Source organism: Mycoplasma sp. 3392 (genome assembly GCF_053851755.1).
In genome coordinates, this window is sequence record NZ_JBSQBF010000001.1 from 1 (window position 1) to 13,873 (window position 13,873).

12 protein-coding genes are annotated in these 13,873 nt (G+C 30.7%); 4 read left to right on the plus strand and 8 right to left on the minus strand.

From position 1 onward, the window contains the following. Positions 1-253: 253 nt before the first annotated feature. Positions 254-436, minus strand: a complete 183-nt coding sequence (locus ACWXVV_RS00005; RefSeq protein WP_455984658.1) for a hypothetical protein — start codon at positions 434-436, stop codon at positions 254-256. 391 nt (positions 437-827) lie between these two features. Next, a complete protein-coding gene (gene tyrS, locus ACWXVV_RS00010) occupies positions 828-2,057 on the minus strand; it encodes a tyrosine--tRNA ligase (RefSeq protein ID WP_455984657.1) in 1,230 nt (409 codons plus the stop codon). Between the two features lie 120 nt (positions 2,058-2,177). Between tyrS and ACWXVV_RS00015 the strand changes: the two genes are divergently transcribed. The 4 genes from ACWXVV_RS00015 to ACWXVV_RS00030 all read left to right on the plus strand — a co-directional run bounded on the left by ACWXVV_RS00015 (position 2,178) and on the right by ACWXVV_RS00030 (position 8,756). Further along, a complete protein-coding gene (locus ACWXVV_RS00015; RefSeq protein WP_455984656.1) occupies positions 2,178-3,059 on the plus strand; it encodes a DegV family protein in 882 nt (293 codons plus the stop codon). Between the two features lie 9 nt (positions 3,060-3,068). After that, positions 3,069-5,201 carry a Tex-like N-terminal domain-containing protein gene (locus ACWXVV_RS00020; protein ID WP_455984655.1) on the plus strand — a complete coding sequence of 711 codons (2,133 nt, stop codon included), beginning with the start codon at positions 3,069-3,071 and terminating at the stop codon, positions 5,199-5,201. 779 nt (positions 5,202-5,980) lie between these two features. Beyond that, on the plus strand, positions 5,981-6,529 hold the full coding sequence (locus ACWXVV_RS00025; RefSeq protein ID WP_455984654.1) for a dCMP deaminase family protein: 549 nt from the start codon (positions 5,981-5,983) through the stop codon (positions 6,527-6,529). 103 nt (positions 6,530-6,632) lie between these two features. Further along, positions 6,633-8,756 (plus strand): ATP-dependent Clp protease ATP-binding subunit, encoded by a 2,124-nt coding sequence (locus ACWXVV_RS00030; protein WP_455984653.1) that lies wholly within the window; start codon positions 6,633-6,635, stop codon positions 8,754-8,756. A 47-nt stretch (positions 8,757-8,803) separates the two neighbouring features. On the opposite strand, the gene ACWXVV_RS00035 is transcribed toward ACWXVV_RS00030, so the two are convergent. From ACWXVV_RS00035 to gltX, 6 genes are all read right to left on the minus strand, one after another. Further along, entirely contained in the window at positions 8,804-9,847 is a 1,044-nt protein-coding gene (locus tag ACWXVV_RS00035; RefSeq protein ID WP_455984652.1) for a DNA adenine methylase, read from the minus strand. 97 nt (positions 9,848-9,944) lie between these two features. After that, the gene (locus ACWXVV_RS00040) at positions 9,945-10,784 is read right to left on the minus strand and encodes an Hsp33 family molecular chaperone HslO (protein ID WP_455984651.1); all 840 of its coding nucleotides are present in this window, start codon (positions 10,782-10,784) and stop codon (positions 9,945-9,947) included. 8 nt (positions 10,785-10,792) lie between these two features. Beyond that, positions 10,793-11,485: a chromate transporter gene (locus ACWXVV_RS00045; RefSeq protein ID WP_455984650.1), complete on the minus strand. Its 693-nt coding sequence runs from the start codon at positions 11,483-11,485 to the stop codon at positions 10,793-10,795. Then, on the minus strand, positions 11,485-12,120 hold the full coding sequence (locus ACWXVV_RS00050) for a chromate transporter (RefSeq protein ID WP_455984649.1): 636 nt from the start codon (positions 12,118-12,120) through the stop codon (positions 11,485-11,487). The genes ACWXVV_RS00045 and ACWXVV_RS00050 overlap by 1 nt, the downstream gene beginning before the upstream one ends. Further along, positions 12,107-12,487 carry a hypothetical protein gene (locus ACWXVV_RS00055; protein ID WP_438341634.1) on the minus strand — a complete coding sequence of 127 codons (381 nt, stop codon included), beginning with the start codon at positions 12,485-12,487 and terminating at the stop codon, positions 12,107-12,109. Before ACWXVV_RS00055 ends, ACWXVV_RS00050 begins: the two co-directional genes overlap by 14 nt. Next, positions 12,478-13,869, minus strand: a complete 1,392-nt coding sequence (gene gltX, locus ACWXVV_RS00060) for a glutamate--tRNA ligase (RefSeq protein WP_455984648.1) — start codon at positions 13,867-13,869, stop codon at positions 12,478-12,480. The genes ACWXVV_RS00055 and gltX overlap by 10 nt, the downstream gene beginning before the upstream one ends. Between the last annotated feature and the right edge of the window lie 4 nt (positions 13,870-13,873).

Here is a 13,873-nt window from a genome sequence, read left to right on the forward strand (position 1 = left end):
TGATTTGTTAAAATAAATAAAAAGCAAGCCCCAAGGGACTTGCCATAAAATTCCATGTTTTTTTGTTCTTGTTTTTTTATTTAACATAAATATTTTTGTTATTTTTTTTGATTTTTTCATTTTAAAGCTTTTATTAACAAATCTTTACTATTGTCATTTGCGTAAACTAAATTATTATCAATTGAATTAGCTCATTGAAGTAGTAAAGTGTTTGTCGAGCATTTAACATCTGGGTTTACTTGAGTTAATGGATTTACACTAGGTGTACTTTCTTTATTTGTTTCAGTGTTGGTAGTAGTGTTTGTTTCAGTTTTGTTTTCAGTGTTTGTTGTGTTATTGGTTGTATCAGACTCTGTGTTTGTTTCGATATTTGTTGTGTTGTTAGTGGTTGTATTGGTTTCAGTTTTGTTATTTGAAGTTTTAGTGTTTTAGTCATCTTTTTTGACTGTTGTTTGACATGAAATAGCTGACACTGCCCCCACTATCGGAACTAAAGTAAAAAGTGAAAATGATAAAAGTTTTTTAGATAGTTTCATAAAATTGCTCCTTCGAAATTAAAGTTATTGACGTAATTATAGACAAGTTTTTGACATTAATTTCGAGAAAAAAATATTTTTATTTTCGCGCTAAAAAGACAAAAAAATGGTATTAGTACCAAAAATTAAAATGTTTTCGATCGAATTTTGTTTATTTAGATTTCCAACTGATCATCAAGTTTGTAGTTATTGACAATTTTGGCATTTGACTATAAATTAAATTTTGATTAAGCGTTTTGCAAGTTCAAAAATAAAAGAAAAAATCAGGTATTCCTGATTTTGAATCACGTATTATTTTTTGAAAACGATATAAAAATCACGTTTCCCTCTTTTTAAAAGACCCTTTTTACCATCAAACTTGTCAAAGTCTAATTTGCTTTGTGAATCTGTTATAACCTCAGCATTAAAACTTAAAGCCTTATTATTTAAAAATTCATTGAATTCACGACGAGAACTTAAAATCGAATTGTTTACAACAAAATCAATGACACTTTCATCTTGATATTCGAAAACTGGTAAAAATCCTTTTAGAAGTTCAAAATCATCGTCGCTTAAGTTTAGAATGTCGTTTGCAAAAAGTTTTTGACTAATTTCTTCACATTGTTTGGCCGTTTTTTCCCCGTGAACAATTTTAATTGTTTCAAATGCTAAAACTTTTTGGGCGTAACGTTGTCTTTTATCAGCATTTGATTTTTTCATAATTTGTTCAATTTCTTCTAAAGAAACAAAAGTTAATCATTTTAAAAGTTTTTCAACGTCTTCATCGCGTTGATTGACTAAGTATTGATACATACTATATGGCGAAGTTTGTTCACGGTCTAATCACAAGCTTCCCCCACCAAACGACTTACCGATTTTGTTACCATTCGAGTCTATTAATAAATTGCAAGTGATACCGATTGCTTTATGATCTTCGCCATGCAATGTTTTGATAATTTCTAGACCGGTTGTGATATTACCTCATTGATCTGAACCACCAAGTTGAATGCAAACATTGTGTTTTTCGTACAGTAAGTTAAAGTCGAATCCTTGAATTAATTGATAACTAAATTCAGTAAATGTCATTCCATTTTTTAATCTTTGTTTTACTGAATCCTTAGCTAACATATAACTTACATTAACTAATTTTCCGTTATATTTAAGAAAATCTAGAAACTTCAAATCTTTATAAAATTCATAATTATCAATTACTTTTAAACCAAAGCTTTCTAATTGTTTTTTAATTTTGGCTTTGTTAAATTCTAGAGTTGATAGATCCATTTCCTTTCTTTCACTTTCACGAAAAGAAGGATCTCCTACCATACCAGTTGCTCCACCCAAAACGGCAATAGCATTAAAACCTGCTCTTTGAAATCTTAGCAAGTTAACAATATGAATGTAGTTTCCTAAGTGTAAAGAAGTAGCGGTTGGATCAAATCCAGTATAAACTCCAGTTGTGTGATCAAAAAGATTGATTTTATCTTCTTTAGAAATATCTTTAATAATCTGACGTTTTTTTAAATCTTCAATTAATTTTTGCATCTTATCTCCTAACAATTTGTGCTTGGCTTCTTAGTAATCTAATATAATTAATATTTAAATTATAAGACTAACAAAATATATCTTTTAATTATAAGTATTTTTTAAATTATTGGAGGAGTAATGAAAATTGCCATTGTAGTTGATTCCAGTTGTGGGCTTACTAAAGTTCAAGCTGAAAAATTAGGTTGATTTTATTTACCAATTCAAATAACCATTGACAACAAAAGTTATTCAGACGGAGTTGAAGTTGATGCTAAAACTATTTGAGCAAAACAAAATGGTGCTAAAAATGTTTCAACTTCTGCTTCTTTACCACGTGATATCGAAGCAATTAAAAGTCAAGTTGCTGAGTATGATAAAGTACTAATTTATCCAATTAGTACTGAATTATCACGTCAATACCAGTCTTTAAAAATCATGTTTGAAGACTGAGAAAGTAAAAATAAAGCATACGTTGTTGAATCAAAAAAAATCTCACACGCGATTGTGCTAGATATTTTACGTTTTCAAAAAGCGATTAAAGATGGTGCAAGTTTTGAAAAAGCTATTGAGATATTTGCTAAACCGCAGGACAAAACTTTACTAATCCCGCAAGAAAACGAAGCATTAGTAAGAGGTGGCAGACTATCTCCTGCTGCTGCAAGCATTGCAAAATTATTAAAAATAGTGCCGGTTATTGAATTTCGTGATGGTTTACTAGACAAATATGCCAAAGGAAGAGTTTTTGAAAAAACTTTAACTAAATATGCAAGAGAACTTTACGAGAACAATACAAATGCTGAAGACAAATATTTCTTGTTTAACAATGCTGATAATGTAGAAATTCAAATGCTAGTAAGCAAAATTTTAGAAGAAAATAATTTGAATCGTGCTTTTGTGTTTCCATTGTGTCCTACTATTGCCATTCATACTGGTAAAGGCGCAATTGCTTTTTCATACCTAACTATTACTAAAGATGAAATAGAAACACTAAAACAATTTGGATACGTATTTAAAAAATAGGAGTAATTTATGGATTTAAGTTTAAGTTTTGTAGCTAAAAAATTAAATTTAAAAGAAGAACAAGTTAGTGTTGTATTGAATCTTTTATCACAAGGGGCAACTGTCCCTTTTATTAGTCGTTATCGTAAAAGCGAGACTGGCGGACTAGATGAAGAAACAATCGGTGAAATTGATAAACTATACAAATACAACACAGAATTAAACAAACGTAAAGAAGCAATCATCGAAATTTTGACTGAAAAAGGCCTTTTGACTGAAGAAATTAAACAAAAAATTAAACTTTCAGAAACTAAAGCAGAAGTCGAAAATATCTATGAGCCTTTCAAAGTTGGAAAGAAAACAAAAGCTACTGAAGCTATAGCTCTAGGGCTAGAACCTTTGGCTAAAATCATTTTTAGTACTCGTAACACCAATTTTGATCCTAAAAAAGAAGCAGCTAAATACGTCAATGAAAAAGTTAAAGATGTCGACTTTGCCATTGAACAAGCTTCATTCATTATTAGTCAGTGAATGAGTCAGGATCTAGGAGTGCGTGATTATGTTAAACGTCAAATCTTGTGAAATGGGATTTGAAAAACTAAGCTAAAGAAAAATGCTATTGACGAAAAGGAAGTTTTCAAAGATTTTTATGATTCCGAACACAAAATCAATAAAACAGCAAATCACAGAATTTTGGCCTTAGCAAGAGCACAAGAACTAAAAATCATCAATGTGTCTTGAGTCTTTGATGAAAAAGCAATCATTGAACAATTAAAAAATAAATATTGCAAAAATCCTGCTACCAGTCAAATTAATCTTCTTGCTTTAGAAGATAGTTTGCAAAGATTAATTTTCCCTTCAATCGAAAGAGAAATTGAGAGTGAATTATTTGACAAAGCACAAAAAGCAGCTATCGAACTTTTTGCGCAAAATTTAGAACAAATGTTACTTGCACCGGCAGTTAAAGATAAGACTATTTTAGCAATTGATCCAGCTTACATCAATGGATGTAAAATTGCTGTTATTTCAAAAACTGGAGCCGTTTTGAAAATTGACATTATTTATCCCACACCGCCGAAAAATGATTTCGTAGGATCCAAAGCAACACTGACAAAATTACTTCGTCAATACAACGTTGACATTGTTGTTATTGGTAACGGAACAGCTTCAAGAGAAACTGAAGAATTTGTTGCAAAAGTGATAAATTCAGAAAAAGATTTTAGCCACATTTTCTATGCAATCGTGAGTGAAATTGGTGCCAGTGTTTACTCAGCTTCAAAGACTGCTATTGAAGAATTTCCTGACCTTAGTGTCGAGCAAAGAAGCGCAATCAACATAGGAAGAAAATTCCAAGATCCACTTAATGAATTAGTCAAAATTGATCCTAAATCTATTGGTGTAGGTCAATATCAACATGATGTTAATCAAAAAGAACTGGCTGAAAGTCTTACTTTTAAAGTTAATAAGGTAGTAAACCAGGTTGGAGTCGATGCTAATACTGCTACAAAAGAAATTTTGACTTACATTTCTGGACTTAGTGCTAAAACAGCAGCCAATATTGTTGATTACCGTAATGAAAATGGAGCCTTTAAAAATCGTAAAGAAATTCTGAAAGTTAAAGGACTTGGAACAAAAAGTTACGAGCAAGCGATTGGATTTTTAAGAATTTATAATTCTGATAATTTTTACGACCGCACTCAAATCCACCCTGAAAGCTACACTCTTGCCAATCAATTAATTAAAGAACTAAAAATTGATCTAAATAACATTGATACTGCAAAATTAAAACAAGCAAATAAAGAAGAACTAGTAAACAAGTTAAATTCAAACAAATATGATATCGACTTGATTCTAGAAGCGCTGATAAATCCAACCAAAGACATTCGCGACCAAAAAGATGGATTTGTCTTAAGAAAAGATGTTTTAGACATTGAAAATATAGAGCAAGGGCAAATTTTTGAAGGAAACGTACTGAATATTACTGACTTTGGAATCTTTGTTTACATCGGAATAAAACAAAGTGCCTTTGTCCACGTTTCGAATCTGTCGCAAAAATTTGTTAAAAATCCACGTGACATTGTTTCAGTGGGTCAAAAAGTTAGAATCAAAATTCTTGATGTTGATGTAAAAAGAGCGAGAATAAGCGCTCAAATAGTTGAATAAGAAAAAGTAAAATCACCGCCTCGGCGATGCTTTTTTTATCATCTTTTATAGACACTTAATCTAATAGAAAGGAGGTTATGTCACGAAAAATATTATTCGCTAAGACAACATTAAAAATAATATCACCTATAACAAATTTAAAAAAGAGACAATCATGTAGGAGTATTAAACATGAAATATAACTTAAAAATTATATTAACCTGAAGAATAAAAAATATAAAAATATTAGACGATTATTTTAAAAGTGAAATATTTAATGATAAGAGATATAAAAAATAAATAAAATATACAATTCAATGAAAATTAATATTATAAGGTTAGGATATTTAAAAACATGAATTGAAATAAACGAAAAATTGAAACTTTTTGTATTACGAAATTTAAGGAGTTTAGGTTTAAATTTCGAACTTTTGACGATTTTTATAAAAATTTGAAAATTATATAAAATAGAGAAAAATAAATAAAAATAAAATAGATATATAAGAGTGAATAAGAGCCCCTACTTTTTCGGCCTAGCCCGGGGCTCTCAAAACTAAGCCGAACTCTTTTTTATCTTTACATAATAATTTTAAGATTTTTGCTTGCTAAAGTATATAAATTTTTAATTTTTTTTGTTTCAGTTTAGTTACAGAAAATATGCTATAATAATATCGATTCGGTTAAAAAGCTAACTGGATTTATTTAATAAATGTCTTACCGAGGTTCATGCCTTATTTCATTGAATAATAGAAAGCAGCGTCTGCGGAGGCTGTTTTTGACTTTTATGGTACAATTTCTTTATGAAAATTGAAAATAAAAAAATGTTAAATGAAAAAGGTGACTTAAAATGAGATTACTATTTTATGTCCCTTGCCAAACTTAGTGCTTTGCGCTCAAAAGATCCTACTACTCGTGTTGGAGCTTGCATTGTTAATCAGCAAAAATATGTTGTTTCACTGGGATACAATGGAATGCCAACTAATTTTCAAGGTGATGCAACAATAGTTGACAATGACAAAATTTTCCCTTGAGAAAGACCACAAGAAAATGGCAATGTCAAGGATTCTAAATATACTTATGTAGTGCACGCGGAAGAAAATGCCATAATCAATGCTAATATTACTAATTCAAAAATTGAAAATGGTTCAATAATGTATATTACACACTCCCCATGTTTTAAATGCGCGCGCTTAATCGTGCAATCAAAAATTAAAAAAGTAATTTATGCAGAAGCATATCGACCTGAAAGTGAAGAGTTTGAAATTAGTGAATTTATTCTAAAAAGCATGGGTGTCGAAATTGAAAAAATGAATATTAATTTTGATTTAAGTTTTGAGATTAAGGACTAGTGATACAAGTATCACTTTTCTTTTGTCAATAATTTAGCACTCAAATGTTAAGAGTGCCAAAAATGTGCTATAATATTCTTAGAAAACAAATGGAGGTAAAGATATGGAAGCAAATTGACAACCAAATGAAAATACCAAAGATCCATTAAAAGAATATGGACGCAACTTAATCGAAGCTGCTAAAAATAATAAATTGGAGCCGGTGGTAAACCGTGATGACGAAATTCGTCGCTTAATTCGGATCTTAAGTCGTAAAACAAAAAATAATCCTGTTTTAGTTGGAGAACCAGGAGTCGGAAAAACTGCGATAGTTGAAGGACTGGCACGCAAAATTGTTGAAAATCAAGTTCCTGAAAATCTTAAAAATAAACAATTGTATGAAATTGATCTTCCAGCTATGTTTGCAGGAGCATCATATCAAGGACAATTCGAAGAAAGACTAAAAAACTTGATGAAAGCTGTTGAAAAATCAGAAGGTAACATTATTCTTTTCATCGATGAAATTCATATGTTAGTTGGAACAGGAAGAAATGGTCAAAGTGCTATGGATGCTGCTAACATTTTCAAACCTTTAATGGCAAGGGGACAATTGCACTTAATAGGTGCAACAACTCTTGATGAATATCGTCAATATATTGAAACTGATCCTGCTTTAGAAAGAAGAATGCAAAAAGTTAGTGTTAACGAACCATCGATCGCTGACACAATTACAATTCTAAGGGGAATTAAAGAAAGGTATGAAACATATCACGGTGTAAAAATTGAAGATAAAGCTCTTGTGGCTGCTGCTAACTTAAGTGCTCGGTACATTTCGGATCGTTTTTTACCAGATAAAGCAATTGATCTAATTGATGAAGCTGCTGCAACTATCAGAACTGAAATGAATTCACAACCTGAAGAATTAGAAAAAGTTAACCAAAAAATAGCTCGTTTAGAAATGGAAAAAGCCGCTTTAAAAAGTGAAAAAAATGTTGCTAATGATGAAAAAATTACTGAAATCAAGACACAATTGCAGTCTTTAAACCAAAAAGCAAAAGAACTAAACGATAAATGAACTAAAGAAAAAGAAACTATCGAAGCAATTAGTAAATACAAAAAAGACCTTGACTACTTAAAAAATCGCCAAAATGTTTTGCAAGGAAATGGTGATTATGTTGAAGCAAGTAAAATCTTGTATGTTCAAATTCCGGAAATCAACAAAAAATTACAAGAAGCTGAAAATTACATCAAAAATGAAAAAAATCGCTTGCTAAAAGAAGTAGTTGACGAAGAAGAAGTTGCTGAAATTGTTTCAAAATGAACCAAAATTCCAGTTGCAAAATTGATTGAAACACAAATTAACAAAGTTTTAAACCTAGACAAAACTTTAAAACAAAGAATTAAGGGTCAAGATAAGGCTTGTGATGTTGTAAGTGAAGCCATTTTACGTTCTAAAGCAGGAATCAACGACCCTAATCGTCCTCTAGGAAGCTTCGTTTTCTTAGGGACTACTGGAGTAGGGAAAACTGAGCTAGCAAAAGCATTGGCTTATGCTTTGTTTGATAATGAAAATCAGTTGATTCGTCTTGACATGTCTGAGTATATGGAAAGACACTCAGTATCGAAACTAATTGGTTCGCCTCCAGGTTATATTGGATATGAACAAGGTGGACAGTTGACTGAAAAAATTCGTCAAAACCCTTACTCAATTGTTTTATTTGATGAAGTAGAAAAAGCCCACCCTGATGTGTGAAACATTCTTTTACAAATTTTAGATAATGGTTTTGTAACTGACTCAAGAGGAAAAAACATTAATTTTAGAAACACAATTATTATTCTTACAACGAACCTAGCAGCTTCGCTAATTTCAAAAGGAAATTACACTCAAGAAGATATAAGAAAAGAACTTTTGAGTGTGTTTAGACCTGAATTTTTAAATAGAATTGATGAAATTGTAACATTCAATAAACTAGATGAAAAAACAATCAAAAACATTGTTCGTTTAGAAATGGATAAAATCGTCAAAAGAGTTAAAGAGCAAGTAAAAATCAATCTAAACTATGACGAAAATGTTGTGGATTATGTGGCTAAAGAGGCATATGATCCTGAGTATGGAGCCAGACCTATCAAAAGATTCTTGCAAACAAATCTTGAAAACTTATTAGCGTACAAAATTGTGGCAAAAGAATTACAAGCGGACGATAAAGCAAAAATAACTCTTCAAAATCACAAAATAGTCATTGAATAACGAAAAAAAGGCGACATTACTCGCCTTTTTTAATATCTTCAGTTTTTTTAAAAATCGTTTTTAACCAAACAATGAATGTATTCAACAACTTTTGTTTTTTTGTAGTTGCGATTTGCATCTTTATCTGCTTTGAAACGTTTATATTCATGTGTAAAGAAGTTGTATCTTCCATACTTTTTAAAAAGGTTTTTTATGTCTACAATAGAAATAATGCCTTCGTCATTGTAACTAAGAAAAATATATTTAAACTTAGCATCTTTAATTAATTCACTAAGTGCTAGCAGTGCTTGCTTCTTGCTAGAATATAAAGAGCCCTTGTTACTTTCTATCCGATAACCACCCTTGCCTTTTAATAATGGTCCATCATAAAGAGCAATAGTTTCTAGAATATGGTAATTGGTATTATATTTTCTAGTATTGTATGGTGGGTCTAAATACAAAATATCTCCGCTTATTTCTTTTATTAAAACATTAGCATCTTTATTAAAAACAGAGTGATGATTATTTGCATTTGATTTAACAATGTCCACTGGTTTCAAGACTAAAGGCTTTAAGGCACTTTTTTTAAATTTTTTCAAGTATGATTCATATACTGAAGCAGTGTTCGCAACCTTATCTGCGCTTTCTAGTAATGAGGCCAAAAGAAAATAATACTCATTATCAGTGATGATTTTTCTTGTTTTTCATTGCTCGATTGTAGTTCTCACTGCATCAATTTTGGCCACATTTTCATTGGTGAAATACATTCTTTGAAATTCTGAGTCTCTTGTACCATCTGGACAATAATTGTTGTAGATAAAACCTTTTATTCCCGCTAGAGAATTCAAATATTCAAATGGTTCGATGCTGTAGGATTTCAGTCCTGAAAAGAATAAATTATCATTGTTATCAATAAAATGTTTTAGTCTTACATAACTGTAATATTGAAGATCGTTTGCTATGACTCTGTATCCTTTAGATTTGAAATATTTAGACACTGAGCCTGTGCCAGCAAATATGTCACAAAACGAGTTGTTAGTATCTTTAATATAGTGCTGTATTGTATTTTCAATAAATGACAAAAGCGATAACTTAGAACCAATATAATTCATATTTTTACCTTATTCACAATCTATTTTACATAAAACTATTATTTATTGCAATAGCTGTCGAAATAAAAAAAGAGCAAGACAAATCTCACTCTAAAATTTATTGAAGCTCGCAAGTGTTTGTCAAATCTTCTTTAGTAAAATAATATTTTTTATGGCAATAATGACACTGTGCTTCAATGTTGCCTTTTTCTTCTAATAGTGATTCTATTTCTTGTTTAGATAACAATTTGATGGCGGCTAAATACTTTTCACTAGAACAATCACATTGTGAAATTCAAGGAGTTTCATCAATCAATTTGGCCCCTTGTTCTAGCAGGTATTCTTTGTAGAATTTCAGTCCTTTTTCATGGAAAGGATTTTTTTCTATAAAGTCATAAATTCAGTCTATATCAGAGTCAGTTACTGAAGGTAAGGCTGTGAAAATTGCGCTTGATGACTCTTCTAGGTCTTCGTTATCTTTAAATTTAGTACATGATAAAACTGCTGATCTAATTTGCTGTGACTGATTGAAAAAATAGGCTAAATCGTCGACCAAAGTTTCGCTTTGCATGCTTACTTCGGATTCGTAAGGAACCATTTTGTCTTGCATCACTTTAATTCTTAAGAATGCATTACGAAAGCCAAAGAATGTTATTGCTTCATTTAAATCACCTTCTCAAATTATTTCTGGATTACTTATTAGCGCTTTAACATGATTTTTTTCATTACTATCGACAATCAAGTTTTTAATGTTTCCTTCGGAACGAATCAAAGTAGTAGTTCTTCCATTTTTAGTTAAAATTCGTGGTAAAGGAGCAAACAAACTTACTGCTTTTGCCAAAATGAATGAAGAAAGTGATGTAGTTTCTTGCTTTTTAATAATATCTTGACTAACTAAAGTTAAATCGTTTAAATACACCAAACAGTTTTTGAATTCCAAAGTTATTGTTTTTGACATATTGCCTCCTATTTTATAAGTCATGGCTGGAATAAAAGAAGTCCGAGCACAATTGATGAAAGAATTAAAAATAACAAAGGTACTCTTCTCTTTTGTAAATAAATTGTTGCCACAATTGCAATTGGTGAATAAATAAACAACACAATTAGTCTTCAACCTTTGAAAATGTTTAATTTAGAATGCGTTGAAGATGAAGACACATTGACAATGTATGAAGTTGAATCATTAAACTTAATCATTGGAAAAGTAGTACCGATAAAAAGTTGAACAGCAAGAGAAAACATGACTCCTGCCAAAACTGGTTTTAAGATGATATTAAGATTTTTAAAGTACTTGCTGCTTTTTGATTTTGCTAAGGCTTTAGCACTATAATGCATTATTACTATAGCAGGAACAACAATAATTAGATAGGTTACTAACATTGCAATGTAGCCTCATCATTGTGCATTCCCACTATCGTCAATACTAATTAAATAACCAGTGAATAAAGCTAATTTGGTTCCAATAACTCCAGGAGTAGCGTTGGCAACTGCAAAAACTTGATCAATTGTTTCAGAATTAACGGTAACTGAAGAAAAGTGTTGGCTTAAAAACTCATAAATTCACTTGTATATTGGCATAAATACTTGCCCACCACCAAAAACAATAAACGCACTTGCTAATACCAATCCACATGCTGCTAAAAAAGAAACAAATTGCATTATTTTGTGTCCTTATTTGAGTCTTTTTTGTTCATTTTGTGTTGCTTAATAGTTTGCCATAATGCATAAAAAGCAAAAACTAGTATTATTGCTATCATTGGTATAGCAGGAATGTTGTACGGCGATGGAATGAATAAACAATAAGCAAATGAAATAACAAAAAGACTAATTCACAGCCATAGACTAAATGGTCCACGTTGAGCTTTTAAATATCTTCAGCCAAATGTTAAAATGACTCCGATAATAATTGGCATTACTCCTGCTGCTATTGCATACAAGTAATTATTGGCATATTTACGTAACAATATAAACACTACCAAAGCAAATAGTAAATGTGGCAAGGCAGCCAAAATAAGTGCTAAACTACCTTTTCAAAAACCTATAGCCTTGATTGAAACAAAAGACAAGGTTTGGATAACTGAAGCTCCAGGAATCATATTTGAAGTAATGACTGCATCGTCGAATTCTGACTCAGTTATTCATTTGTTTTGTTTTACCGCAATTTTATTAATCACTGGTAAAATAGCATTCCCACCACCAAAACCAATGAAAGTACACATTAAAGAAAAAAGAAAAACATTTCAAAAAGTTGCCTTACGAGGTGCTTTTTCTTTTCTTTTATTATTTTGTTTCAAGACTTACCTTAACTGAACCAATAATGTTTTTCTTTTCGCCAATGTTGTCTAGCAAATCGTATGTAAAAGAAACTATTTTAGTGTCAATTATTACACCAGTCAAATATCAATACAATGGAATATCTCCATGGGCTGTTTTATATCAGTGTTTACTATATTTGTGCATATACAAATCTCAAGTAAAGTTATCTGCGCTTTTAATTTGAACTTGCTGACTTGAGACTGCTATTTCTTGTTCTACTTTTTGAGGATCTAAAAAATTAAAAACAATGAACTCGTCCCGAGTTGTTTCACTATACGGTGACTCGTACTCAGTAACAAGTTCATTGTCATTTTGTGTTACAACTGAACGAAATTTTAAATTCACTCTTTAATACGTTCTTTTACAATATTTTCACCGAACAAGAAAATGGCTTTTGCTAATTCAGGACCGTGTTCACGGTATGTGGTAGCAATTCTAATTGGCATAAATAAGTTTTTACCTGTAACCTTTAAGTTTTGTTTTGTTAAATCAATGGCTTGTTGAATATTTTGAATGCTAAATTCTTTATCTTTTAGGTTGTTTCAAAATTCTTTAATTACATCATTTGTTTGGCAATCAATAGTTAACTTTTTATCTGGATGAGTGTACATTTTCAAAGCATTTTTTAAATCATTAAGAGTTACAATATTTTGTTTGTAGGTTTCGATGAAAATATTCATTCACTCTTTGGAATCGTGGAATTCTAAAACATTGAAAAAGTACTCATTTTCAGTGTTTTTTCAGTAATTTTTACTGAATCATTCCATTTTTTGAATATCAAATTTTGATGGTGATTTTGAAAGGCGGTGAAAATCAAATTTACTTATTAATTCATTGTGTGTCATGATTTCTTGAGCATCTTCACTACTTCAACCTAAAAGAGCTAAGAAGTTAAAAATTGCTTGATTGTTATATCCTTCATTTTTATAGTCTTCTATGAATTGCTTTAGACTTGAATCACGTTTTGAAAGTTTTTTACCTTCCATGTTTGTGATGATTGTTAAGTGTCCGAATTGTGGAGTGTCTCAACCAAATGCTTCATAGACTGCTAATTGTTTTGGTGTGTTAGTGATGTGTTCTTCACCTCTTAAAATATGACTAATTTCCATTTGATGATCGTCTACTACTACAGCAAAGTTGTATGTTGGATAACCGTCACTTTTTCTAATAACAAAATCTCCAATATCATCGCTATTTACACTAATGGTTCCACGTACTATATCTTCTCATTGATACACGTGATTTTTAGGTAAGGCTAAACGCACTGAGTATTCACCATTTTGATCACGTTTTTGTTTTTCCTGGTCACTAATTTTTAGTCAATTTCGATCGTAACGGAAAGATGGAATACCAGCAGCTTCACTTTCTTCTTTTTGTTTTGTTAACTCTTCTGTTGTGTCATAAGCTTTGTAAGCATGTCCGCTAGCTAATAATTTTTCAATTAATTCATCATAAATATCTAATTTTTCACTTTGACGATATTTGCCATACTCTGCTTTAGGATTGATTGGGCTTTCGTCTGGAATAATACCTAATCAAGCTAGATTCTCCAATTGACTACGTTCACCATTTTCAACGTTTCTAGCAACGTCTGTATCTTCTATACGAATAATAAAATCGCCACCAAAATGTTTGGCAAATAAATAATTGAATAATGCCGTTCGTGCACCACCGATATGTAAATATCCAGTAGGGCTAGGAGCATAACGTGTACGAATTTTTTTCATTTTT